The sequence below is a fragment of the Pseudomonas sp. PVC-3-1 genome, from assembly GCF_057444315.1.
Map to the genome: position 1 here is coordinate 6,450,076 of NZ_CM172023.1, position 24,288 is coordinate 6,474,363.

12 protein-coding genes and 3 tRNA genes are annotated in these 24,288 nt (G+C 62.4%); 5 read left to right on the forward strand and 10 right to left on the reverse strand.

Annotation, left to right across the window (positions count from 1 at the left end; translation table 11 throughout):
* Positions 1-54: 54 nt before the first annotated feature.
* From AC2T4A_RS29740 to AC2T4A_RS29770, 7 genes are all read right to left on the reverse strand, one after another.
* Positions 55-1,362 (reverse strand): HlyD family type I secretion periplasmic adaptor subunit, encoded by a 1,308-nt coding sequence (locus AC2T4A_RS29740; RefSeq protein WP_478377359.1) that lies wholly within the window; start codon positions 1,360-1,362, stop codon positions 55-57.
* Positions 1,363-1,368: 6 nt separating this feature from the next.
* Positions 1,369-3,555, reverse strand: coding sequence for a type I secretion system permease/ATPase (locus AC2T4A_RS29745; RefSeq protein WP_486742455.1), 2,187 nt, complete (start codon positions 3,553-3,555; stop codon positions 1,369-1,371).
* Positions 3,556-3,816: 261 nt separating this feature from the next.
* A complete protein-coding gene (locus AC2T4A_RS29750) occupies positions 3,817-4,716 on the reverse strand; it encodes an OmpA family protein (RefSeq protein ID WP_486742456.1) in 900 nt (299 codons plus the stop codon).
* 103 nt (positions 4,717-4,819) lie between these two features.
* The gene (locus AC2T4A_RS29755) at positions 4,820-12,985 is read right to left on the reverse strand and encodes an Ig-like domain-containing protein (RefSeq protein ID WP_486742457.1); all 8,166 of its coding nucleotides are present in this window, start codon (positions 12,983-12,985) and stop codon (positions 4,820-4,822) included.
* Positions 12,986-13,367: 382 nt separating this feature from the next.
* A tRNA-Lys gene (locus tag AC2T4A_RS29760) sits at positions 13,368-13,443 on the reverse strand.
* Between the two features lie 6 nt (positions 13,444-13,449).
* Positions 13,450-13,526: transfer RNA gene (locus AC2T4A_RS29765), tRNA-Pro, on the reverse strand.
* Between the two features lie 9 nt (positions 13,527-13,535).
* A tRNA-Asn gene (locus AC2T4A_RS29770) sits at positions 13,536-13,611 on the reverse strand.
* Between the two features lie 217 nt (positions 13,612-13,828).
* Here AC2T4A_RS29770 and AC2T4A_RS29775 point away from each other — a divergent pair.
* Entirely contained in the window at positions 13,829-16,129 is a 2,301-nt protein-coding gene (locus AC2T4A_RS29775) for a DUF1631 domain-containing protein (protein ID WP_416745759.1), read from the forward strand.
* An 11-nt stretch (positions 16,130-16,140) separates the two neighbouring features.
* Positions 16,141-16,494, forward strand: a complete 354-nt coding sequence (locus AC2T4A_RS29780) for a PilZ domain-containing protein (protein ID WP_416745761.1) — start codon at positions 16,141-16,143, stop codon at positions 16,492-16,494.
* A 127-nt stretch (positions 16,495-16,621) separates the two neighbouring features.
* Here the strand turns inward: AC2T4A_RS29780 and clpB are convergent, their stop codons facing one another.
* From clpB to rluD, 3 genes are all read right to left on the reverse strand, one after another.
* Positions 16,622-19,186, reverse strand: a complete 2,565-nt coding sequence (gene clpB / locus AC2T4A_RS29785) for an ATP-dependent chaperone ClpB (RefSeq protein ID WP_416745763.1) — start codon at positions 19,184-19,186, stop codon at positions 16,622-16,624.
* Positions 19,187-19,460: 274 nt separating this feature from the next.
* Positions 19,461-20,186: a peptidoglycan editing factor PgeF gene (gene pgeF, locus AC2T4A_RS29790; protein ID WP_486742458.1), complete on the reverse strand. Its 726-nt coding sequence runs from the start codon at positions 20,184-20,186 to the stop codon at positions 19,461-19,463.
* Positions 20,183-21,142 (reverse strand): 23S rRNA pseudouridine(1911/1915/1917) synthase RluD, encoded by a 960-nt coding sequence (gene rluD, locus AC2T4A_RS29795; RefSeq protein WP_024763099.1) that lies wholly within the window; start codon positions 21,140-21,142, stop codon positions 20,183-20,185. The genes pgeF and rluD overlap by 4 nt, the downstream gene beginning before the upstream one ends.
* Before the next feature lie 147 nt (positions 21,143-21,289).
* Here rluD and AC2T4A_RS29800 point away from each other — a divergent pair, with 147 nt between their 5' ends.
* The 3 genes from AC2T4A_RS29800 (at position 21,290) to AC2T4A_RS29810 (ending at position 24,280) form a co-directional block, all read left to right on the forward strand.
* On the forward strand, positions 21,290-22,315 hold the full coding sequence (locus tag AC2T4A_RS29800; protein WP_416745769.1) for an outer membrane protein assembly factor BamD: 1,026 nt from the start codon (positions 21,290-21,292) through the stop codon (positions 22,313-22,315).
* Between the two features lie 143 nt (positions 22,316-22,458).
* A complete protein-coding gene (locus AC2T4A_RS29805) occupies positions 22,459-22,701 on the forward strand; it encodes a PP0621 family protein (RefSeq protein ID WP_416746438.1) in 243 nt (80 codons plus the stop codon).
* Positions 22,691-24,280 carry a sensor histidine kinase gene (locus tag AC2T4A_RS29810; protein WP_416745771.1) on the forward strand — a complete coding sequence of 530 codons (1,590 nt, stop codon included), beginning with the start codon at positions 22,691-22,693 and terminating at the stop codon, positions 24,278-24,280. The genes AC2T4A_RS29805 and AC2T4A_RS29810 overlap by 11 nt, the downstream gene beginning before the upstream one ends.
* Positions 24,281-24,288 lie beyond the last annotated feature (8 nt).

Consider the following 24,288-nt stretch of genomic DNA (forward strand, 5'->3'; position numbering starts at 1 on the left):
CACCATCGGTGATTATTGAATGGGTGGAAGCTGAATGTACGGCTGCTCATTGCATTATCTCTCTCGGAAGGCCTCACGCGCCTTGAGCGCGGGTTTGAGGATGTAGTCCAGGATGGTTTTCTCCCCGGTACGCATCTCGACCGTCGCGGTCATACCGGGGATGATCGGGAAGTGTTTGTCGCCGCGAGTGAGCTCGGCCTGGTCGGTGCGAATCAGTACGCGGTAATAGGTGTCCGGCTTGCCCTGCTGGCGGGCGCGGTCGTCGTCCTTGATGGTGTCCGGGCTGATGAGCTCGACCTTGCCGCTGAGGCCGCCGTAGATCGCGAAGTCGTAGGCGGAAATCTTCACAGTGGCCTCCAGCCCGGGGCGCAGGAATGCCACGTCGGAGGGCAGGATCTTGGCTTCCACCAGCAGCTTGTCCTCCAGCGGGACGATTTCCATGATGTCCTGGCCCTGCTGGATGACGCCGCCGATGGTGTTGACGCGCACGTTCTTCACGATGCCCTTCAAGGGAGCCGTCAGCGTGGTGCGTTTCATCACATCCTCGCGCCCCGCCGCGCTCTCCACCGACTGCGCGAGCTCACTTTCGACGCGGGTCAGTTCGGCGTTGGCGTCAGAGCGGTACTTGTTACGGCGCTCGCTGATCTGCAGGTTGAACTCGTTGGCCTGGCGTTTCATGCGCAGGATTTCGACGTCGGAGATCAGGCCTTGCTTGGCCAGGCGCTCCGAGACGGCCAGTTCACCGTTCGCCAGTGACAGGCTCTTCTGCAGCCCCGAAATGCCCTCGTCCAGAGCTTGTTTACGGGCGTTGTAAGCCTCGGTCTCGGCACTGACGATCGACGGCACGGCGATCACATCCGCAGGGAACACCAGCGGCTGACCGTAGGCCTCCGAGCGCAGGCGGGCGAGCTGCCCCTTCAGCGCCAGGGCTTTCGACTGCGCCTCACGATAGGAGGCGCCGGCACGGGTCGGGTCGATCTTCAGCAGGACCTGCCCGGCCTCCACCACATCACCCTCGCGCACGTTCATCTGCTCGAGGATGCCGCCTTCCAGGCTCTGGATAACCTGCTCGCGACTGGACGGGATCACCCGGCCCTCGCCCTTGGTGATTTCTTCCACCCGAGCGAAATAGGCCCAGATGAGCAGACCGAAGAACACCGCGGCGATCAGCAACAGCACCACCATGCTCGCGGTGGTCTTCTGGGCGATCAGCGCTGCCTGCAGGTCCGAGACATAGGCAATGTCGTTGTCGCGCAGCCGTGCGACTTCTTTCGAGTAAGGAGAAACGTTCGTGGTCGCTACGGCCTTTTTGGGCTGAGCGACGGCGGGCACCGTTGCCGGCTTGGTTGGTGTATCGGTCATGAGGGTTTACCTGGCGGCGGCCGGAGCCTTGCCCGGCGCCGTGGAGTTGTTGGCCTGCAGGGCGCGCAGCACTTCGCCCTTCGGGCCGTCGGCGACGATCTGGCCGGCATCGATAACTATCAGTCGCTCGATCTGCTCCAGCACCGAGAAGCGGTGCGTCACCACCACCAGCGTGCAGCCCCGGGTAGCGGTCTCCAGGCGTTGCAGGAATTGGCGTTCGGTCTGCATATCCATGCCGCTGGTAGGCTCGTCCAGCAGCAGCACCTGGGGATGCAACAACAGGGAGCGCGCCAGGGCGACGAGCTGCCGTTGACCACCGGAAAGCGCCTGGCCCATTTCCCCTACCGGGCGGTCGAAGCCTTGCGGATGACCCGCGACAATGGCGTCCAGGCCGGTCAGGCGCATCACATGCAGCACTTCCTCGCTGGTCGCAGACGGGTTGCCGATCAGCAGGTTGTCACGCAGTGAACCGAAGAACAGTCGCGCATCCTGGCCAACGAAACCGACCGTGGAATTCCAGTCCGCCGGGTCGATCTGCTCGGCATCGATGCCGTTGACCAGCAGTTGGCCTTCCACCGGCTGGTAGAGGCGAGCCATGACCCTCAGCAGCGTGGATTTGCCGCTGCCGATACTGCCGACAATGGCAACGCGCTCGCCGTGCTTGATGCTCAGGCTGATGTTGTTCAGCACGGTCGGCCGCGGTTGCATCGGCGGAGCCGGATAGGAGAACTTCAGCTTGCGCAACGACAGCGTCGCGTTCTTCGGCGCGTCCAGATAACGGCGGCTGTTGTCGCGAACCGTGGGAATTTCCATCAACTGATTCAGCGAATTCAGCGCGGTCTTGGCCTGCTGGTAACGCACGGCCAGGCCCACGGCACTGGCCAGCGGCGCAAGCGCGCGGCCACTGAGCAACACCATGCCGACCAAGGCGCCCTGGGTCATGTCGCCATCACCGATGCGATACACGCCCCACAACACCAGGACCACCGTGGTCATCTGAGTGATCAGCGAAACCGAGTTGGCGGCCAAGTTCGACAGGGATTTGGTCTTGATCGACGAAGCCGCCAGCTGCGCGCTGAAATCTTCCCAGCGACGCAGCATGCTGCCCTCGGCGTGCGTCGCCTTGAGCGTCTCGACACCCTCGATCGCCTCGATCAGCAGGCCGTGTTTCTGCGAGGCCTCGCGTAGGTTCTCCTTCATGTAGCGCGACAGCGGCAACTGGATGTAGGCACACACGCCGAGCAGGACAAACATCGAGCCCAGCGGCACCATCGCCAGTGGGCCGCCGATGAGGAACAGCACCAAGACGAACAGAGTGCAGAACGGCAGGTCCGCCAGGGTCGCCAGGGATGCCGAGGTGATGAAGTCACGCACCGACTCGAACTCGCGGAACTGGTTGGCGAAGGAGCCGGCGGACGGCGGCTTGTGCTCCAGTCGCACTTCCAGCAACTGACGGAACAGCTTCGCGCCGAGGATCAGGTCGGCCTTCTTGCCGGCAGTATCGATCAGGTAGGCGCGAACCTGGCGCGAGGTGAATTCGAAGGCGATCGCCATCACTACACCCGCCGCCAAAGACCAAAGCGTCACATAGGCCTGGTTGGGCACGACGCGGTCATAGACGTTCATGATGAAGAAGGTGCTGGCCAGCGCCAGGATGTTGATCAGCACGGTCGCCAGCGCACCGCTGTAGTAAAAGCGGCGGTAGTTCCACAGGGTGGAGAACAGCCAGTGGCCCTTGCTCTCCCCGCGCGGAATTTCGGTGCGCGCATCCGGCGCCGCCTTGGGCCGCACCAGCAGCGCGTAGCCCAGGTAATTCTCCTGCAGCTCTTCCGCACTCAGGGTGATGGTGCCGCCGCCAGCCTCGGGGATGATCAGGTCGAATTCTTCACCCCGGCGGGCCACCAGGATACGGGCTTCGCCATTGCGGAACAGCAGCATCAGCGGGAACAGGTAGGAGGACAGCTCGGCCGGGCGTCGCTTCACCCAGCCCGCCCCGATACCGGCCTGTTCGAGCATGCGCACCACCAGGCTGGGTCTCAGGCGCTGATCGCGCGGCAATCCGGCATAAAGAGACTCAAGGCTCGCTGGTCGCTTGAAGTGCGCGCAGAACCAGCGCACACCGGCCAACAGGCTGTCGCTGTCGGAAGCAACGCCCAGGTCGACAACGGCCTCGGGCGTTAAAGAGGGATTCATGGGCACACCTTCAGGGACCAGGGAGGAAAAACTGTCCGCATGGTAGAAATGCGCCGATTCCGGCGGCATCGGAAAAGACTGATTGGACTGGTGTACCTTTCCCTCACCTGCCTGGGGCAATGCGGGGTGTGCGGTTTCAAGGGGGGATAAGAGAGAGGCCAGCGCGAGGGGGCAGGCATACAGCGAGAAAAGATCCCGCCAGAACCGTGCCGCGATGGCACGTCCCGGCGGGATCAGGCGGGAGATGGAAAGTGAGTTGGATCAGTTGCCCGCGGTGTTCTGGATGATCAGCTCAACGCGGCGATTCGGCGCGTTACAGGCAATATTCTGGCTGCGCGCCCCGGAGTTGCACTGCACCACCGGCTCGGAGCTGCCGCGACCGCTGGCATGCACCAGTTGGCTCTGTACACCGCTATCCAGCAGCGCGGCGCGTACCGTCTCGGCGCGCTGCTCGGACAAGCGCAGGTTCGCTTGAGCTTTACCAATCGGGTCGGCGTGGCCCACCACTTCGATGCTGGTGATGTTCTCCTGCTTCTGATTGATCTCTTCGACTACCTGACGCAGCTGGGCATGACCTTCGGGTGTCAGGTCGTTGTAGCCGCTCTTGCCGAACGTGAACAACACGTCGCTGCGCAGGCTCAGCTTGGTCTGGGTCTGGCACGGCACCACGGAAGCGGCACGGCTGATCACATGAATCTGCCGGCGCATGCCCTGCAGGCTCTGCTCGGCGTCCTGACCGCTGTGCACGATCGGGGTGCTCTGATTCGGGACGACTGGCGTTTCCAGAACATAGGTGCGGCCGCCGTCGAATTTCGCGTAGCTCTGCGGATTGCGCTTGCCGGTGTATAGCGGCTCATCGCCGATATAGGACTCTACCGAGTGCTCGCCTGCAGGCGTGCAGAACACGGTATAGCCTCCAGGCATGAGAGCGCTGTGCAATTGGCCGTCGATGTAAACGTGGGCGGCATTCTTGCCGTCGTCGTGGCCACGGAACATCACGATCTGGGCCTGCTGGGCGATGACGGACTCTGTCCGCTGGTAAGTCTCGCCAAAGATCTTCTGATTAAGCTCGAAGGCCATGCTTTGCGGAGCATGGACAGCAGCCATCACAGCCAGGGCTGCCAGCGTCAGGGACCACTGGCGCTTGATAGACGATTTCATTGTCAAAACTCTCTGGTTGGCGTCGCCCGGTGGGCGACACGCAGGAATTGGGATGGATGACGGGAGACGGGACGCATGTCCCATCTCCCCTTCAAGGCCATGATTAGACGAGGGTGCTGGTCACCGCCTGCTTGATCAGAATCTCAGCGTCCAGGTTGCTGTAGCTGTAGACGTTGTAAGTCTCGCCACCGATGGATGCCGTACCGGCACTCTGCCAAACGCCAGGGGCGGTACCGTGATCATGCAGGTTGGATAGCTCCACCCGATCGCCCGCATCACCATCGACCATTACCTGGACCTTGCCATCGGCACGGAACAGGTTGGTTTCGCCCAGGTTCAACACGTCGTTGAGGGAGATCTTCAGCGTGTTGTCGCCGGTGCCGGTGATGTCGAACTTCTCGATGCTGGCGATCTTGCCTTGGTCGTGGTCGCCGATGAGCCTGGTCAGGTCAAGGACCTGATTCGCACCGGTCAACTTCAGCGTGTCGAGACCCGCGCTGCCGTGGATGTGCGCGCCGTCCTGGGCAAAGTAAGCCACTGGGTCGACAGCCATCGAGATGATGTCGCCGCCGGACAATATCGACGAGGAAACGTGGGTCACATAGGTGCCGCCTTGGTCACCCGTGATCTCGATTCTGCCAATGTTGTTGCTGCTCGACTCGTAGGAGAACGACTGGATGTCGTAGGTACCGATGGGGTTGAGCATCTGGACAGTATCCAGCACGGTTCCGTCGGTACTGTAGACCGTCATTACAGCTGCATTCCCGGTCCCTGGCTCGATACCAGTGACGCCGATCTCGACTGTGGAGCGTGCCGTGTCGAAGGTGATAACCGCCGTCTTGTCCGCAGCCACGAACATTGAACCGCTCGTGGCGTTGGCCCACATGTTGCCGCTCGATGCCGTCTTGGTGGCAGTGCCGGTGACAGTAAAGGTCCCACTGGTGCTGTGATAGCTAGCCAAGGACGTACCATCGCTGAAGGATTGCACAGCAAAGGATTGACCCTGCCACGAGAGCTCTTTCGTTGCATTGGCCCCGTCGTAGTATGTCTCCCAACCATGGTCAACCAAACTCTGGCCGGACGATGCCGACGTCGCCAAGGTGGTAGTGAAGTTGTCCAGCAACGTACCGTTCTTGTCCTGGTAGACCACCGCTTTGCCAATGTTCATCCCTTCCGGCGCGGTATAGGACACTTGCTCATAGTTGTAGGTAGAACCGCCGTTGTTCACGACATAACGGTCGAAGATCAAGGCACCATTGGTGTCGTAGACCTCCAGCCGGGAGCCGTTGTTGGCGATGGCCTGCTGGGTTTCCAGGCCCCACAGGTTGTAGGAGATGGACTGCACCGGCTGGTCGAAGGTGAAGATCGCTGCCGAGTTGCTGATCGCGCCGGTGCCGGTACCGATGTAAAGGTATGAGCCATCCAGGTTGTGCTCGACGTCACTGCGTACCGATACAGTGCCCTGCGATGTCAACGTGAAGTGCCCCTCATCGCTGTGATAGCCAGTGCCCGAGGTAGCCTTGCCAACTTCATTGGTAAATGTGTCGTTGTAGCCAGGCACGTGATGGACCTGAGAGAACTTCAGGGTATCAAGAACGACACCGCCTCCGGCCGCGCCCGAGCTGTTCACACCATCGCCATAGATCATCACTTTGCCGATGTCCGTACCAACCGGTGCGGTGAAGCTGTATTTCGCCGAGGCGCTGACACCACCACTTCCGTCAGCCAGGACATTCGAATCGGAAAGGACATTACCCTCGGTGTCGTAAACCACCACGCGCGAGCCACCCGAGGTGTTCTGCAGCGAGCTAATGTTGACAGAGAAGCTATCCACCGCCGTGGTGAAGTTGATCTGCGCATAGTTGGTGGTTGCGCCACTCGACGGGTTATCGAAGTACAGGCCGTCGTTACCCGAAGCGGTCGCAGCAAGGTGAGTAAGGGTGCCGTTGGAGGTGATGGTAATGCCACCGCCCTGGTAGACCGTTTGCGAGCCAAAGGTGGTGACGTTGCGGTTCAGGTCATCGATAGCCAGCGTCTCCCAACCCTGGCTGTGAACCTGGAACGCCGAACTCGGCAAGCTCACCTGCCCCTGCGGGGTGACAATTTGAGCGGTGACCGCGAAGTCCCACTGGCCGCCCTGGGTAGTGGTCTGCTGGGTTGGAACATTGGCCGTCACAGTGCCCGACGCGATGTCGCCAGCGGTCAGAACCTGATCATAGGTAGTGTCGCCCCAGACGATGTGCAAGGTGTCGCCCGCCTTGGCGTTGGTACCGGCCAGGGAGACGTTTACATCGCTACCGTCGGCCGCCTTGTCCGTGGTGTATGCGCCGACAGCATCCGGAATACCGATGATTGTCGGCGCACCACCTGCCGCGCCCAGTAAGGTCACGTTCTGGCTGGCCACATCGGTCTGCACCACACTGCCATCCACAACACGGGCCTGGATAGTCCAGTTACCGGTGTGTGCGCCGGTGTCTACGGCAGTCCAGTTCAGGTTGTTCGTGGCAGCGTCTTTCCAGGTAGCGCCGCCATCGAAGGTAACCTGAACCTTTTGATTGCCGGTCAGTGCCTGCGCAACGGTGCCGTACACACCACGTCCAGCCCCACCATCCTGGGTGATGAAATCGCCGGAGTGCGCCATGTCGTTGGCCGAGTCCTTGCTCATGCCGGTGATGAACACCGCGTTCAGCTGGACCTGATACGAATGACTGGCAGTGATGTCGCCCGCGTTACCCGCCGCATCATGCGCCACAAGGGTCGCATCGATCTGGCGGGTACTGTCGGCCACCAGCACAGAACCCGGAATAGCCACGCTCCAAGTGCCATCCGCGCTTACATCGGCGCTGTAGGAGGAGCCATCGAGCACAAAGCTGACCTTGTCGCCGGCAATGAACTCGCCGGTCACCTTGCCGCTGATGGTGACATTGCCAGCTGCTTCGACGGAATCGACGATGTCATCGCCTGCTACCGCATTGATGGTCAACTGGGTACTGGCCGAGTCTGGCGGGGTTGTGTCGATGATGACCGGATACGACTGCGAAGGCTCGCTGATATTGCCCGCCGGGTCTTCTGCCCTGGCAGTGAAATCATGCGCGCCTTGGTCCAGCGCCTTGCCAGCCGGGACTTCGAACGACCAGCTGCCATCGTCGTTGGCAACGACGGTGCTGCCCAGTTCGGTCTCGCCATCGAACACATGGATGATGTCGCCCTTCTCGGCGCCGCCACCGGAAATGACCGGCGTGGTGTCGTTGGTCGAACCGTCCTTCGGTACGTCGATCAGGTGTGCTGGATCATCGTTGTTGACAACCGCGTCGATGGTCGGGGCGCTCGGTGCAGTCGTGTCGATGTGAATCGGGTACGGCTGCGACGGTGCGCTCTGGTTGCCAGCAGGATCTTCGGCGACCACGGTGATGTCGTGCTCACCCTCGTCCAGTGCCTTGTCGGCCGGGACTTCGAATGACCAGGTGCCATCGTCGTTGGCAACGACGGTGCTGCCCAGTTCAGTCTCGCCATCGAACACATGGATGATGGCGCCTTTCTCGGCGCCGCCACCGGAGATTACCGGCGTGGTGTCGTTGGTCGAACCATCCTTCGGTACGTCGATCAGGTGCGCCGGATCATCGTTGTCGACGACGGAGTCGATGGTCGGGGCACCTGGGATGTCGGTGCTGATGTTGACCGGGTAAGGCTGCGACGGCTCGCTGATATTGCCCGCCGGGTCTTCTGCCTTGGCGGTGAAATCATGCGCGCCTTGGTCCAGTGCCTTGCCAGCCGGGACTTCGAACGACCAGGTGCCATCGTCGTTGGCAACGACGGTGCTGCCCAATTCAGTCTCGCCATCGAACACATGGATGATGTCGCCCTTCTCGGCGCCGCCACCGGAGATTACCGGCGTGGTGTCGTTGGTCGAACCATCCTTCGGTACGTCGATCAGGTGCGCCGGGTCATCGTTGTTGACGACCGCATCGATGGTCGGAGCATTCGGTGCCGTCGTGTCGATATGAATCGGGTAAGGCTGCGACGGTGCGCTCTGGTTGCCAGCAGGATCTTCGGCGACCACGGTGATGTCGTGCTCACCCTCGTCCAAGGCTTTGTCGGCCGGGACTTCGAATGACCAGCTGCCTTCAGGATCGACCACCGCAGTGCCGATCTCGGTGCCATTGTCGATCACGTGGATGGTGTCGCCCGGTACGGCGCCGCCACCGGAGATTACCGGCGTGGTGTCGTTGGTCGAACCGTCCTTCGGTACGTCGATCAGGTGTGCTGGGTCATCGTTATCGACGATGGAGTCGATGGTCGGAGCGCCTGGGATGTCAGTGCTGATGTTGACCGGATAGGGCTGCGAAGGCTCGCTGATATTGCCCGCCGGGTCTTCTGCCTTGGCAGTGAAATCATGCGCGCCTTGGTCCAGTGCCTTGCCAGCCGGGACTTCGAACGACCAGGTGCCATCGTCGTTGGCAACGACGGTGCTGCCCAGTTCAGTCTCGCCATCGAACACATGGACGATGTCGCCCTTCTCGGCCCCGCCACCGGAAATCACCGGGGTGGTGTCGTTGGTCGAACCGTCCTTCGGTACATCGATCAGGTGTGCCGGATCATCGTTGTCGACGACGGAGTCGATGGTCGGAGCGTTCGGTGCGGTCGTGTCGATATGAATCGGGTACGACTGCGACGGTGCGCTCTGATTGCCAGCAGGATCTTCGGCGACCACGGTGATGTCGTGCTCACCCTCGTCCAGGGCCTTGTCGGCCGGGACTTCAAACGACCAGTTGCCTTCAGGATCAACTACGGCGGTGCCGATCTCGGTCCCATTGTCGTTCACGTGAATGGTGTCGCCCGGTACGGCGCCGCCACCGGAAATTACCGGCGTGGTGTCGTTGGTCGAACCATCCTTCGGTACGTCGATCAGGTGCGCCGGATCATCGTTGTCGACGACGGAGTCGATGGTCGGGGCACCTGGGATGTCGGTGCTGATGTTGACCGGGTAAGACTGCGAAGGCTCGCTGATATTGCCCGCCGGGTCTTCTGCCCTGGCAGTGAAATCATGCGCGCCTTGGTCCAGGGCTTTGCCAGCCGGGACTTCGAACGACCAGGTGCCATCGTCGTTGGCAACGACGGTGCTGCCCAGTTCAGTCTCGCCATCGAACACATGGACGATGTCGCCCTTCTCGGCCCCGCCACCGGAAATCACCGGGGTGGTGTCGTTGGTCGAACCGTCCTTCGGTACATCGATCAGGTGTGCCGGATCATCGTTGTCGACGACGGAGTCGATGGTCGGAGCGTTCGGGGCGGTCGTGTCGATATGAATCGGGTACGGCTGCGACGGCTCACTCTGGTTGCCAGCAGGATCTTCAGCGACCACGGTGATGTCGTGTTCACCCTCGTCCAGGGCCTTGTCGGCCGGGACTTCGAATGACCAGTTGCCTTCAGGATCAACCACGGCAGTACCGATCTCAGTGCCATTGTCGCTCACGTGAATGGTGTCGCCCGGTACGGCGCCGCCACCGAAAATGACCGGCGTGGTGTCGTTGGTCGAACCGTCCTTCGGTACATCGATCAGGTGCGCCGGGTCATCGTTGTTGGCGACGGAGTCGATGGTCGGAGCATTCGGTGCGGTCGTGTCGATGTGAATTGGGTACGGCTGCGACGGCTCACTCTGGTTGCCAGCAGGATCTTCGGCGACCACGGTGATGTCGTGCTCCCCCTCGTCCAGGGCCTTGTCGGCCGGGACTTCAAACGACCAGTTGCCTTCAGGGTCAACCACGGCAGTACCGATCTCGGTGCCATTGTCGATCACATGAATGGTGTCGCCCGGTACGGCGCCGCCACCGGAAATTACCGGGGTGGTGTCGTTGGTCGAACCGTCCTTCGGCACGTCGATCAGGTGTGCTGGGTCATCGTTATCGACGATGGAGTCGATGGTCGGAGCGCTCGGTGCGGTCGTGTCGATATGAATCGGGTACGGCTGCGACGGTGCGCTCTGGTTGCCAGCAGTATCTTCGGCGACCACGGTGATATCGTGCTCACCCTCGTCTAGCGCCTTGTCGGCCGGGACTTCGAATGACCAGCTGCCTTCAGGATCAACTACGGCGGTGCCGATCTCGGCCCCATTGTCGATCACGTGAATGGTGTCGCCCGGTACGGCGTTGCCACCGGAAATCACCGGCGTGGTGTCGTTGGTCGAACCATCCCTCGGTACGTCGACCAAGTGTGCCGGGTCATCGTTGTTGACGACGGAGTCGATGGTGGGGGCACTCGGAGCGATGGATTCGATCACGATCGGCAGAACACCAGGCTCGCTCTGGTTGCCCGCAGGGTCGGTGACAACGACGCTGATGTCGTTGTTGCCTTCAGGCAGTGGCTGGGTCGGCGTCACCGACCAGTCACCGTTCTCGTCAGCCTTGGTGTGGATTTCTTCACCGGTCGGGAAGGTGACGGTCACGTCAGAGCCCGGCTCGGTCTTGCCATCGATGGTCGGTGTGGTGTCGCTGGTGATGTTGTCGCCCTTGACGCCCGAATCGGACGCAGGATCGAGCCAGGCCTCCGGTGCAGCCGGAGCCTGTGTGTCGATGACCACGCTGATGGTAGTCGGCTCGCTCTGGTTACCGGCCAGGTCGGTAGCGACGACGGTGATGTCGTTGCTCCCTTCGGGCAGCGGCTGGGTCGGGGTCACGGACCAGTTGCCGTCATCGTCAGCCGTGGCGGTGACGATTTCGCCGGTCGGGAAGGTGACGGTGATCTCCGCACCCGGCTCGGTCTTGCCATCGATGGTCGGCATGTTGTCGTTGGTGATGTCATCACCCTTGATGCCCGAGTCGGACGACGGGTCCAGCTTGGCCTCGGGCGCAGTCGGGGCGACGGTGTCGACCACCACGGTAATGACAGCCGGCTCGCTTTGGTTGCCCGCCGCGTCGGTAGCAATGATGGTGATGTCGTTGTTGCCTTCAGGCAGCGGCTGGGTCGGGGTTACCGACCAGTCGCCATTCTCGTCGGCCTTGGTATGGATCTCTTCACCCGTGGGGAAAGTAACGATCACGTCAGCGCCGGGTTCGGTCTTGCCGTCGATGATCGGCAGTGTGTCGCTGGTGATGTCGTCGCCTTTGATGCCGGTGTCCGAAGCCGGGTCCAACTGGACCTCCTGAGCTGTCGGGGCAATGGTGTCGATGATGAGCGGAATGACGATCGCGGTCTGATTGCCGGCCGGGTCCTGTTCGATCACCTGAATATCATTGCTGCCTTCCGGCAGCGGCTGGGTCGGAGCGGGAGCGACCCAATCACCATTGGCGTCCACGGCGGTGGTCACGGTCTCCCCGGTCGGGAAGACGATGATGATGGTGTCGCCCGGCTCGCCCTTGCCATGGATGGTCGGGATATCGTCGTTGCTGTAGGTGTTGTCGCCGTCGATCTTGGCGCCTTCGATCTCGGCGCTCGGCGCGGCCGGCGGCGTGGTGTCGACCACGATGTCGACGATGTTGATCGGTGCGCTGGGTTTCTCGCCCGGCAACTGCTGGGTGATATCGATGCTGTGCGCGCCGTCGGCGAAATCAGGTGTGAACGACCAGGTGCCATCCGCCGCTACGATAGCGGTGCCGATTTCCTGGCCATTGTCGTAAACATGAATGGTCGCGCCAGGAATGCCGTTGCCGGATATCTCCGGGTGCGCATCATCGGTAACGTCACCGTTGTGCAACTGGCCCTGGATGGGGCCGACATCGTCAGTGGCGACTGTGTTGGCCGGCGCGCCCGTGGTGTGGGTTTTGTGGCTATCCTGCCGGTTGTGGTGGATGATCGCCGCGGTCGCAGCACCGACGCCAGCCAGCGCGGCCAGCCAGGGCCACAGGGCGAAGCCTGCTGCGTCAACGAGTCCGTTCGCCAGATAAGGGGCGCCATCGGCCAGGGCATCACCGCCCAGCGCAATGGAGGCTGATTCGCCGTCCGCCACCAGCAATTGGCCGTAGAAGCCCTCGCCGTCGGTACGTACGTACGCGTACAGCTGGCCATCCTCAGCCACACCGTACAGTTGGCTATCCATGCCTTCGGCGAAGAAGTTCGCGATCGTCAGATCGGGCTTGTCACTGCCCTCGAAGAAGACCTGCAGGTCCTTACCAGCGCGTTTGACCGTGACGTTTTCGGGAGCGATGTCACTGCCATCAGCCTGGAGAAGATACTTGGTACCTGACTCCGCCTTGATCTTCCCACCGGCCTTGACCGCAACCTTCCTGGCTGCGTTTTCGGTGACGGCGACAAGACCGATATTTTCAATTGCCATTTAACAGCCCACCTCAGGGAACACGGTTTGTGAGGTGGAAAGCTTAATTTTCTACTGGAGGCAAGAAGATCAGTCCGATCCGAGCTCTGGAGCGGTTTTTCTGGTCTATATCAAGGACATCCGTAGGAATCTCCAAGTTACCTGAGAGAAAGCAGGCACGGAAATGAAGGAAAAAGCGAAGGTCTGACGAATTGAACTGATGGGACCGGCCGGCGCTGATATCGCAAACCAAGAAGAAAACCGTCACAGCGGTTGAACTATCCGCCGTGCCATGAGCGAAATCCCATTGAAAACTCAAAAAAAAACCCACCTGAAAAGGTGGGTTTCTTCCGAAGCGAGTTATTTTTCGCTTCAGCACCTGTAGGGAACAGGTACTTTAATATGGTGGGTCGTGTAGGATTCGAACCTACGACCAATTGGTTAAAAGCCAACTGCTCTACCGACTGAGCTAACGACCCAAATGTTGGTCGGGGTAGGGGGATTCGAACTCCCGACATCTTGCTCCCAAAGCAAGCGCGCTACCGGACTGCGCTATACCCCGTTTGAAAGTTGGCTCCGCGACCTGGACTCGAACCAGGGACCCAATGATTAACAGTCATTTGCTCTACCGACTGAGCTATCGCGGAACGACGAGCCTTTCAATCTCCTCCACTTCGCTTCCGGCTTCACCGGAATCCCGTATCAGAGGCGCGCCATTTTACGTATATCGAAACGCCTGTCAACACTCTGATCCAAAAAGTTTTTCTCTGCTTTGCAGGTGGCCGGACAGGTTGCTATATCTGCATGGAAAAACACGAGTGATCCACCGCGGGTGTAAACGGAAAGATCACGCACAGGATGGCCATGAGCACCAAGGACACCCCACCGCCCTCCCCAATCGCCAGCCGGGTCATTCAGCCCCGCTTCGGCGAACTGGTGCAGGGCTGCCGTCAGCTGGCGATGAATCACCTCGCCGAGCTACTGGGAAATGTTTTCGCCCAGGTGGACGACACGCTCTTCGAATGCGCCGAGAAAGCCGAGAACAACCAGGTCCAGGCGCTGTTCTTCGACGCCATGCGCGAAGTCCGTCGCGAACGGCCGAACCTCGAGCGCTTCTACCACCAGCGCATTGCCCAGGGCCTGAGCGACTTCCTCGAAGGCAAACTGCCCCTCGTGGAACCGCTGGACGAACTGGACATGGACCAGTTGACCCTGGTCGGCAACGACGAATATGAAGAGACGCTGCTGGTGACCAACATGGTCAACCAGGTGCGCGCCCACTGCGCCCAACTGCTATTCGCCCTGGATCAACGCCTGGCGCTGCTCAACAACGGCAGCAAGCTTGGGGAGGATCGAAACCCCTTTGGCCCGCAAGCCATTGCCCAGGCGTTCCGCGACACCCTGGCGCGCAGTGTCTTCCCACTGCGGATCAAGACCATCCTTTATGTGCTGTTCGATCAGCAGGTCATGCAGCACCTGCAGCCGTTATATGAACAGCTGAACAAGCGACTGGCCGACGCCGGCATCCTGCCGAACCTGAAATACCGCCCACAGGGTCAACGCTCGGCGGCTCCGCCTGCCCACCGCCCGGCCGCCGTGGAAACACACTCTGCCACGACAGACGGCATGACAGCGTCGGCGCCTGCCTATAGCTCCGGCGATCTGCCGGATATGCCGCCCGGCGACCGTAACGCCCTGTTCGATGGCCTCGCCGTGCTGCTCGCCGAGCACCGCCGGCGCGGGAACAAGGCCACGCTGTTCGGCAATACCCAGAGCATTGTCAGCTTCGGGCCGAACTCGGCCACGACGACCTACAGCGCCAATGAGCTGCTGGAGGCGCTGAACCGGCTACAGCGCGAGTCCGCCAATGAACTGGCCCAGCGACTTCGCCAGCCACAGCCGGTCGACGCACTGAAAGCCGACCTGCAACGCCAGCTCGAAGCCGGCAGCGCGCAGCCGACCAATACTCGGCTGACCGAACAGGAGGCCGACGTCATCGATCTGGTGGGCATGGTCTTCGACTTCATCCTCGACGACGAGAACCTGCCTGACAACTGCAAGACCACCCTCTCCCACCTGCACACGCCCTTCCTCAAGGTGGCGCTGCTGGACAAGCAGCTGTTCACCCAGCATCACCACCCCGCGCGCAAGCTGCTCAACGCCATGGCCCAGGCCGGCGTGCTCTACGGCGGCGAAGGCGAGGAGCGCGCGCTGCTGGCGAAGATGCACTGGGTGGTCGAGCGAGTGATCCAGGATTTCGTCGGCGACCTTGCGCTGTTCGATACCCTCCTGGGTGAGTTCAACGAGTACGTTGCCAACCTACGGCAGAAAGTCGAGCTGCGCGAGCGCCGCGCCATGGAGGCTGCCCGCGGCCGCGATCGCCTTCTGGCCGCACGGGAGCACGCGCTCGACGCCATCGCTAAGGTGACCCATAACCGCGATCTGCCGGAGTTGGTACGCAATTTCCTGGAAATGAGCTGGTGCGACGCTCTCACCTTCATCGTGCTGCGCAGTGGTGAACACAGCGACGAATGGAGGCGTGCCTGCGAGGTCGGTGAGCAACTGGCCTGGAGCGTGACACCACTGGACGCCGCTGGTCGCGATCATCTGCAGGCGATCCGCCTGGCCCTGCTGGAAGAGTTGCGCAAAGGTCTGGAAGTTCTGGGCGGCTACCACGAGGACGGCATCCGCCGGCTGCTGCAGGATCTGGTCGCCTGCCAACGCGCGATCCAGGCGCAACAGCCGCAGATCGCTGCGCAGCTCAAGCAGGAGCTGCCGGAAAGCCCGCTGGGCGCGATGCTCGGTGCCGAGGGGCACACCCTGGTCAAGCCCAACGGCGGGGAGCTGTCCGAGCGCGCGCGAACCCTGATGAAAGAGCTGAGCCACCTGGAGTTCGGCACCTGGTTCGAGTTCAGCGATACCACGCCGGCCCGCCGCCTCAAGCTTTCGTGGTTCAGCCCGACCACGCGCAACTACATGTTCGTCGACCACACCGGACAGCGGGTGGCGGTCAAACCGATAGTGCAGTTGGCCCAGGAGATGGAAGCGGGCAAGGTCCGCCTGGTGCCGACAGAACAATCTGCCCCGCTGATGGATCGCGCCTTGAATGCGATTTACCGGGTCCTGCAACGCTTTACTTCCGGGCGCAGCCCGGCACAGACCTGAAGGAGCAGTCGATGGGAGAACGTCGCCAGCATAGCCGGCAACAGACCGGGCTGACCGTGGAAGTCTTCGACCGCCACTCCGGGCGCAGCCTTGGCCGCCTCGCCGACCTGTCCGCCGAGGGCTTCATGCTCTGCGGCGTGGAAGTGCCCGAAGCCGATTCCGTCTGGGACTGCCGGCTCGTACCGGCGCCGCCGCTGGACGAGATCGGCGAGGTCCACCTGGGTGCAGACTGCCTGTGGAGCCGCGCCGGCGCCGATGGCCAACTGGGCTGGGCTGGCTTCCACATCATCGATATCGCCGAGGATCAGGCCGAGCTGATCGAGCAATTGCTGGTCATGCTGAGAGGTGGCGACCAGTCCAGCTGAGCATTTGCAGGAGCGAGTCTGCCGGCGAACCGAGCCCCACTTCGGAGGCTGTTCGCGAGCAAGCTCGCTCCTACGAAGAGCCCAAGGAAAAGCCCGCCAATTGGCGGGCTTTTTCGTGGAGCGCGGATCAGGCGAAGACGATCTCGTCGTTCTCGACCTTGGCATGGATTTTCGCGCCAGGGTTGAACTTGCCGGCCAGGATCATCTGCGCCAGCGGGTTCTCGATCCAGCGCTGGATTGCGCGCTTGAGCGGCCGCGCGCCATACACAGGGTCGAAGCCGACGGCGATCAGCTTGTCCATCGCCTCATCACTCAGGTCCAGGCTCAGCTCTCGCTCAGCCAGGCGTTTGCGCAGGCGGCCCATCTGAATCTGGGCGATGCCGGCGATCTGCTCGCGGGCCAGCGGCTCGAAGACCACCACCTCATCGATCCGGTTGATGAATTCCGGGCGGAAGTGCGCATTCACCGCATCCATGACGGCAGCGTGCTGGGCTTCGCGGTCGCCCACCAGTTCCTGGATCTGCGCCGACCCCAGGTTCGAGGTCATCACCACCACGGTGTTGCGGAAGTCCACGGTACGACCATGGCTGTCGGTCAGGCGACCGTCTTCCAGCACCTGCAGCAGCACGTTGAAAACGTCCGGATGGGCCTTCTCGACCTCGTCCAGCAGCACCACGGAGTAAGGCTTGCGGCGCACGGCTTCGGTCAGGTAGCCGCCTTCTTCATAGCCGACGTAGCCCGGAGGCGCGCCGATCAGGCGAGCCACAGAGTGTTTCTCCATGAACTCGGACATGTCGATGCGCACCAGCGCCTCCTCGGTATCGAAGAGGAACTCGGCCAGGGCCTTGCACAGCTCGGTTTTGCCCACGCCGGTCGGGCCGAGGAAGAGGAACGAGCCGCTGGGGCGATTCGGGTCCGCGAGGCCGGCACGGGAACGACGCACAGCGTTGGAAACGGCCACCACGGCCTCATGCTGGCCGATGACGCGCTTGTGCAGCTCATCTTCCATGCGCAGCAGCTTCTCGCGCTCGCCTTCGAGCATCTTGGACACCGGAATACCCGTCCATTTGGCGACGACTTCGGCGATTTCCTCGTCGGTCACCTTGTTGCGCAGCAGTTGCTTCTCGGTCTGGCCGTGCTGGTCGACCATCTGCAGGCTGCGCTCCAGGTCTGGAATGGTCTGGTACTGGATGCGTGCCATGGTTTCCAGGTCACCCTTGCGCCGCGCGGTTTCCATTTCCTGCTTGGCCTGCTCGATCTTCTGCTGGATCTGCGCGGAACCCTGGACCTCGGCTTTCTCCGATTTCCAGATTTCCTCGAGGTCGGCGTACTCGCGCTCGAGCTTGGCGATGTCTTCTTCCAGCTTGGCAAGGCGCTTCTTGGTGGCCTCGTCGTCTTCCTTCTTCAGCGCTTCGCGCTCGATTTTCAGCTGGATCAGGCGGCGATCCAGGCGGTCGAGTTCCTCCGGCTTGGAGTCGATCTCCATGCGGATGCGGCTGGCGGCCTCGTCGATCAGGTCGATGGCCTTGTCCGGCAGCTGGCGGTCAGTGATATAGCGGTGGCTGAGCTTGGCCGCGGCAATGATCGCGCCGTCGGTGATGGTGACACCGTGGTGCACTTCATAGCGCTCTTTCAGGCCACGCAGGATCGCGATGGTGTCTTCCTCGCTCGGCTCATCCACCAGGACTTTCTGGAAGCGGCGCTCCAGAGCGGCGTCCTTCTCGATGTACTGGCGGTATTCATCCAGCGTGGTGGCACCCACGCAGTGCAGTTCGCCTCGGGCCAGGGCCGGCTTGAGCATGTTGCCGGCGTCCATGGCGCCCTCGGCCTTGCCGGCACCGACCATGGTGTGGAGTTCGTCGATGAACAGGATGATCCGGCCTTCCTGCTTGGACAGCTCGTTGAGCACGGCTTTCAGGCGCTCTTCGAACTCGCCGCGGAACTTGGCGCCAGCGATCAGCGCGCCCATGTCCAGCGCCAGCAGGCGCTTGTCCTTCAGGCCGTCGGGCACTTCGCCGTTGACGATGCGCTGGGCCAGACCTTCGACGATGGCAGTCTTGCCGACGCCGGGCTCGCCGATCAGCACGGGGTTGTTCTTGGTGCGGCGCTGCAGGACCTGGATGGTCCGGCGGATTTCGTCATCACGGCCGATCACCGGGTCGAGCTTGCCGTCCTCGGCGCGCTTGGTCATGTCGACGGTGTATTTGTCCAGTGCCTGACGAGACTCCTCGGCATTGGGGTCGTTCACCGCTTCACCGCCGCGCAGGTTTGCCACGGCGTTTTCCAGGGCCTTCTTGGACACGCCCTGGCCGGTCAGCAATTTGCCCAGCTTGGTGCTGTCATCCATGGCGGCGAGCAAAACGAGCTCGCTGGAGATGAACTGATCGCCCTTCTGCTGGGCCAGACGGTCCGCCTGGTTGAGCAGGCGCGCCAGATCCTGCGACAGGTTCACGTCGCCGGTGGGGTTCTGGATCTTCGGCAGCGTGTCCATCTCCTTATTAAGAGAGGAACGCAGCGCGGGAATATCGAAGCCGACCTGCATCAGCAGGGGCTTGATGGAGCCGCCCTGCTGATCGATCAGCGCGGATAGCAGGTGCACCGGCTCGATGGCCGGGTGGTCATGTCCAACGGCCAGGGACTGGGCATCGGAGAGTGCAAGCTGGAGCTTGCTGGTCAAACGGTCGATTCGCATGAGGGTCGTCCTTCCTTTCTATAGCGGGCCGGAGCGATGAGTGCCCCTGGTCACGACAAAGCCCGCCGGGATGCCAGATAGATAAGGACGATTTTGGTCGGTTCAAGCCATTTGGCCATGACGCCCGTCAGTTTGTGCCTACAGAAGGCCATAAGGTGCAAGCCTGCAAAGCTTCAGCGCAGGAGAAACCTGTAGGAGCGAGCTTGCTCGCGAACCTCACCCGGTACCACGGCATCAAGTGGTTCGCGAGCAAGCTCGCTCCTACAAACCCGGCTCAGGCCAGCCAGATCAGGCTGGCGAGGCGGCCGGTACGGGGGTTGCGGCGGTAGGAATAGAAGCGCTCGGTGTCGGTGAAGGTGCAGAAATTCCCACCATAGACGGCGGTCACACCTTTTGCCGCGAGACGGATGCGCGCCAGCTCATAGATGTCGGCCATGAACTTGCCGGCATTGGCGCTGGGTACGAAGGCACGTGCGGCTTCGGCGTGGTCCGCCAGGAAGGCTTCGCGTACTTCCGGGCCGACTTCGAAGGCCTGCGGGCCGATGGACGGGCCGAGCCAGACCAGCAGCTCTGCCGGTGCGACGCCCAAGGCATCCACGGTCGCTTCCAGCACGCCACCCGCTAGCCCGCGCCAGCCGGCGTGGGCGGCGCCAACCCGTGTGCCGGCGCGGTCGCAGAACAGTGCCGGCAGGCAATCGGCGGTCATGATGGTGCAGGCTATGCCGGGCGCGGCGCTCCAACTGGCATCGGCAGTGGCGACGGCGGACGGGGCAGCCTCGACCACGTCAATACCATGCACCTGGCTCAGCCAGGCTGGCTGGCAGCCCAATTCGGCCGTCAGGCGGCGGCGGTTCTCGGCCACAGCGGCCGGCTCGTCACCGACGTGGTCACCGAGGTTGAACCTGTCAAAAGGCTCGACGCTGACGCCGCCGGCGCGGGTGGTCACGCAGGCGCGAACATTTGCCGGAGCCGGCCAGTCAGGCGTCAGCCAGGCGGTCATACGAAGGACTCGTTGTCCTGACGCAGCAGACTCAGCAGCCAGGTGAAATCATCCGGCAGCGGGGACTCCCACTTCATGCGCACGCCGGTGGCCGGGTGATCCAACTCCAGGAACCGCGCATGCAGGGCCTGGCGCGGGAAATCACGCAGAGACTCGACAAGGGTCGGGCTGGCACCCGGCGGAATGCGGAAACGCCCGCCGTAGGTGGGGTCGCCCACCAGCGGGTGGCCGATGTGCGTCATATGGACGCGGATCTGGTGGGTACGCCCGGTTTCCAGCTTCACCCGGGTGTGGGTGTGCGCGCGGAAACGCTCCAGTACGCGGTAATGGCTGATGGCGACCTTGCCAGTCTCGATCACCGCCATCTTCTGCCGCTGTACACCATGGCGACCGATGGGCGCGTCGACGGTGCCACCGGCCACGATGACACCGGTGACGATCGCCTCGTAGATGCGGCTGACCGAGCGCGCCTGCAACTGGGCGACCAGATTGGTATGGGCCTCCAGGGTCTTGGCCACCACCATCAGGCCGGTGGTGTCCTTGTCCAGGCGGTGCACGATGCCGGCGCGCGGCACGTTGGCCAGGTGCGGTACGTGGTGCAACAGTGCGTTGAGCAGGGTGCCGTCCTGGTGGCCGGCGGCGGGATGAACCACCAGGCCGGTCGGCTTGTCGATGACCAGGATGTGATCGTCTTCATAGACGATATCCAGTTCGATGTCCTGGGCGACCCATTCACCCTGGGCCTCCAGCTCGACGTCCAGTTCCAGGCGCGAGCCGGCATGGACGATGTCGCGCGGACGCAGCACGGCGCCGTCGACCTTGAGACGGCCGTCCTTGATCCAGCCAGCCAGGCGGGAGCGGGAGTGGTCGGAGAAGAGCTGGGCGGCGACCTGGTCGAGACGCTGACCACCGAGGTCGAACGGCACTTCTGCCGCGAGTTGGATCATATTGGACATGACGGGACACGAAGGGCGCGCGGCCTTTTGGTTCGGCTGCACGCTGTGGTTAAATACGGGGCCTTTGTCCCAGGGGTATCCCTGGGGCGCCAATCATAACAGACGGTTGCGGCCGCGACAGCCGACCGTCCAGGGACGCAAGCCGCCATGCAAGTGAAACACCTGCTGCTGATCGCCACCCTCGCCTTCGTTACCGCCTGCTCCTCCAAGGGCGAGAAGGTGGATGAGAACCTGAGCGAAAGCCAGCTGTACCAGCAGGCACAGGAAGACCTCAACAACAAGAGCTACACCAACGCCGTTTCCAAGCTGAAGGCGCTGGAGTCCCGCTATCCGTTCGGCCGCTATGCCGAGCAGGCCCAGTTGGAACTGATCTACGCCAACTACAAGAACATGGAGCCCGAGGCCGCCCGCGCCTCCGCCGAGCGCTTCATCCGCCTGCACCCGCAGCACCCGAACGTCGACTACGCCTACTATCTCAAGGGCCTGGCCTCCTTCGACCAGGACCGTGGCCTGCTGGCGCGCTTCCTGCCGCTGGACATGACCAAGCGTGACCCGGGCGCCGCCCGCGACTCCTTCAACGAGTTCGCCCAACTGGTCAGCCGCTACCCCAACAGCCGCTACGCCCCGGACGCCAAGGCGCGCATGATCTATCTGCGCAACCTGCTGGCGGCCTACGAAGTGCACGTCGGCCACTACTACCTCAAGCGCCAGGCCTATGTCGCCGCCGCCAACCGTGGTCGCTACGTGGTCGAGAACTTCCAGGAAACCCCGGCCGTCGGCGATGGCCTGGCGATCATGGTCGAGGCCTACCAGCGCCTGGGCCTGAACGACCTGGCCGATTCCAGCCTGGAAACCCTGAAGGCGAACTACCCGGATAACCCCAGCCTGAAGGATGGCCAATTCGTCCCGCGTGAGGACGAAGCCGACAACCGCTCCTGGCTGGCCAAGGCCACTCTGGGCCTGATCGAGACCAATGATGCCCCGCCGCATATGGAAACCCAGGCATCCAAGGACGTGATCAAGCAGTACGAAGACGCCGAGCAGCAGATTCCCGCCGAACTCAAGCCCGAAAACCAGAGCGACGTGGAAGAAGAACAGCACGAAGCCGAAGGCAACGCCGGCAGCAACGATCGCTCCTGGTTCAGCTACATGACCTTCGGCATCTTCGACTGATACCGGCAGGTTCGACGAAAAAGGGAGGCTTCGGCCTCCCTTTTTTCATCCTGCAAATTCACGTGCGCTTTTTGCCGCGCTCGCACAGGCTCACTGTGCGGCACCGCCCGGCTTGGATAAACTGCCGACTTTCTGCACAAGGGATTGCCATGACCCGTCTGCTGTTCTGGATCGCGCTTTTCGCCTTCGGCTGGTGGCTGTGGCGCAAAGCCACTCGCCCGGCACGTCCCATCGACAAGCCCAAGGGCGACGATCAGGCCGCGCCGATGGTCCGCTGCGCCCAGTGTGGCGTGCACGTGCCGCAGAGCCACGCCCTGCAGGACGAGAGCCAGTGGTATTGCAGCCGAGCGCACCTCGAACAGGACCGCACTGACCGTGGTCGCTGAGGGCATCTCCCTCACGGGCCAGGGCCTGCGGGTCCTGCGCCTGTACCACCTGTATCGCCTGACGATCGGCCTGGTTCTGGTGCTGCTGATCTCCAGCAGCCTGGACGATGAACTGCTCAAGCTCGCCCACCCCGAACTGTTCCACGTCGGCTGCTGGGTCTACCTCGTCCTCAATATTCTGATCGCGGTGCTGATGCCGACGCCGCGCCAGCTCTTACCGCTGTTTATTCTTGCCGCGCTGGACATACTCCTGCTCTGCGCGCTGTTCTATACCGCTGGCGGCATTCCCAGCGGCATCGGCAACCTGATGGTGGTCGCCGTGGCCATCGCCAACATTCTGCTGCGCGGGCGCATCGGCCTGCTGATCGCCGCCATCGCCGCCATCGGCCTGATCTACCTGACCTTCTACCTGAGCCTCAGCCAGCCCACCGCCATCAACCACTATGTGCAGGCTGGCGGCCTGGGCGCCCTGAGCTTCGCCTCGGCACTGCTGATCCAGGCCCTGGCCCGGCGCCAGCAGATCGTCGAGAGCATTGCCGAGCAGCGCGCCACCACGGTAGCCAATCTCGAAGAGCTCAATGCGCTGATCCTGCAACGCATGCGTACCGGCATCCTGGTGCTGGGCGACCGTCACCGTGTGCTGCTGGCCAACCAGAGCGCCACCACCCTGCTGGGCGGCCACGACCTGCCCGGCCATTCGCTGGCCGAGTACAGCCCGCAGCTGGTTTCCAGCCTGCAGCAGTGGCAGCAGAATCCCGCCCTGCGCCCACCGAGCCTGCAACCCGTGGAGTCCGGCCCGACCGTGCAGCCGAGCTTCATCCCGCTGCGGCGAGGCAACGAACAACACATCCTGATGTTCCTCGAGGACATTTCGCAGATTGCCCAGCAGGCACAGCAGCTCAAGCTCGTCGCCCTCGGCCGCCTGACCGCCGGGATCGCCCACGAGATCCGCAACCCGCTGGGCGCGATCAGCCACGCCGCGCAACTGCTGCTGGAGTCGGAGGAGCTGGACAAACCCGACCGGCGCCTGGCGCAGATCATCCAGGACCAGTCACGGCGAATGAACCTAGTCATCGAAAACGTCCTGCAGTTGTCCCGCCGCCGTCAGGCCGAGCCGCAGCTACTCGACCTGAAGTACTGGCTGCATCGCTATGCAGGCGAGATGCGCGAAGGGCTCCGGGAAGGCCAGCAGATCCATGTGGAGACTGGACAGGGCACGGTACAGACGCGCATGGACCCGCACCAGTTGACGCAGGTACTGACCAACCTCGTGCAGAATGGGTTACGGTACAGCACTCAGAAGAACGGCACCGGTCAGGTCTGGCTGCGGCTGTTCCGCGACAGCGAAACCGACCTGCCCGTGCTGGAAGTGCTTGATGACGGCCCCGGCATCGCAGCCGAACAGCGCAGCAAGCTGTTCGAGCCGTTCTTCACCACGGAAAGCAAGGGCACAGGCCTTGGCCTGTACATCTCCCGCGAGCTGTGCGAAAGCAATCAGGCTCGGCTGGATTACAAGACGCGTGACGAAGGCGGCAGCTGCTTCCGCATCACCTTCGCCCACCCGCGCAAACAAAGCTAAGAAGACGC

Excerpts from the sequence above, each read along its gene's own strand:
- AC2T4A_RS29740 (WP_478377359.1), bottom strand. The coding sequence starts at position 1,362 with ATGACCGATACACCAACCAAGCCGGCAACGGTGCCCGCCGTCGCTCAG.
- AC2T4A_RS29745 (WP_486742455.1), bottom strand. The coding sequence starts at position 3,555 with ATGAATCCCTCTTTAACGCCCGAGGCCGTTGTCGACCTGGGCGTTGCT.
- AC2T4A_RS29750 (WP_486742456.1), bottom strand. The coding sequence starts at position 4,716 with ATGAAATCGTCTATCAAGCGCCAGTGGTCCCTGACGCTGGCAGCCCTG.
- AC2T4A_RS29755 (WP_486742457.1), bottom strand. The coding sequence starts at position 12,985 with ATGGCAATTGAAAATATCGGTCTTGTCGCCGTCACCGAAAACGCAGCC.
- AC2T4A_RS29775 (WP_416745759.1), top strand. The coding sequence starts at position 13,829 with ATGAGCACCAAGGACACCCCACCGCCCTCCCCAATCGCCAGCCGGGTC.
- AC2T4A_RS29780 (WP_416745761.1), top strand. The coding sequence starts at position 16,141 with ATGGGAGAACGTCGCCAGCATAGCCGGCAACAGACCGGGCTGACCGTG.
- clpB (WP_416745763.1), bottom strand. The coding sequence starts at position 19,186 with ATGCGAATCGACCGTTTGACCAGCAAGCTCCAGCTTGCACTCTCCGAT.
- pgeF (WP_486742458.1), bottom strand. The coding sequence starts at position 20,186 with ATGACCGCCTGGCTGACGCCTGACTGGCCGGCTCCGGCAAATGTTCGC.
- rluD (WP_024763099.1), bottom strand. The coding sequence starts at position 21,142 with ATGTCCAATATGATCCAACTCGCGGCAGAAGTGCCGTTCGACCTCGGT.
- AC2T4A_RS29800 (WP_416745769.1), top strand. The coding sequence starts at position 21,290 with ATGCAAGTGAAACACCTGCTGCTGATCGCCACCCTCGCCTTCGTTACC.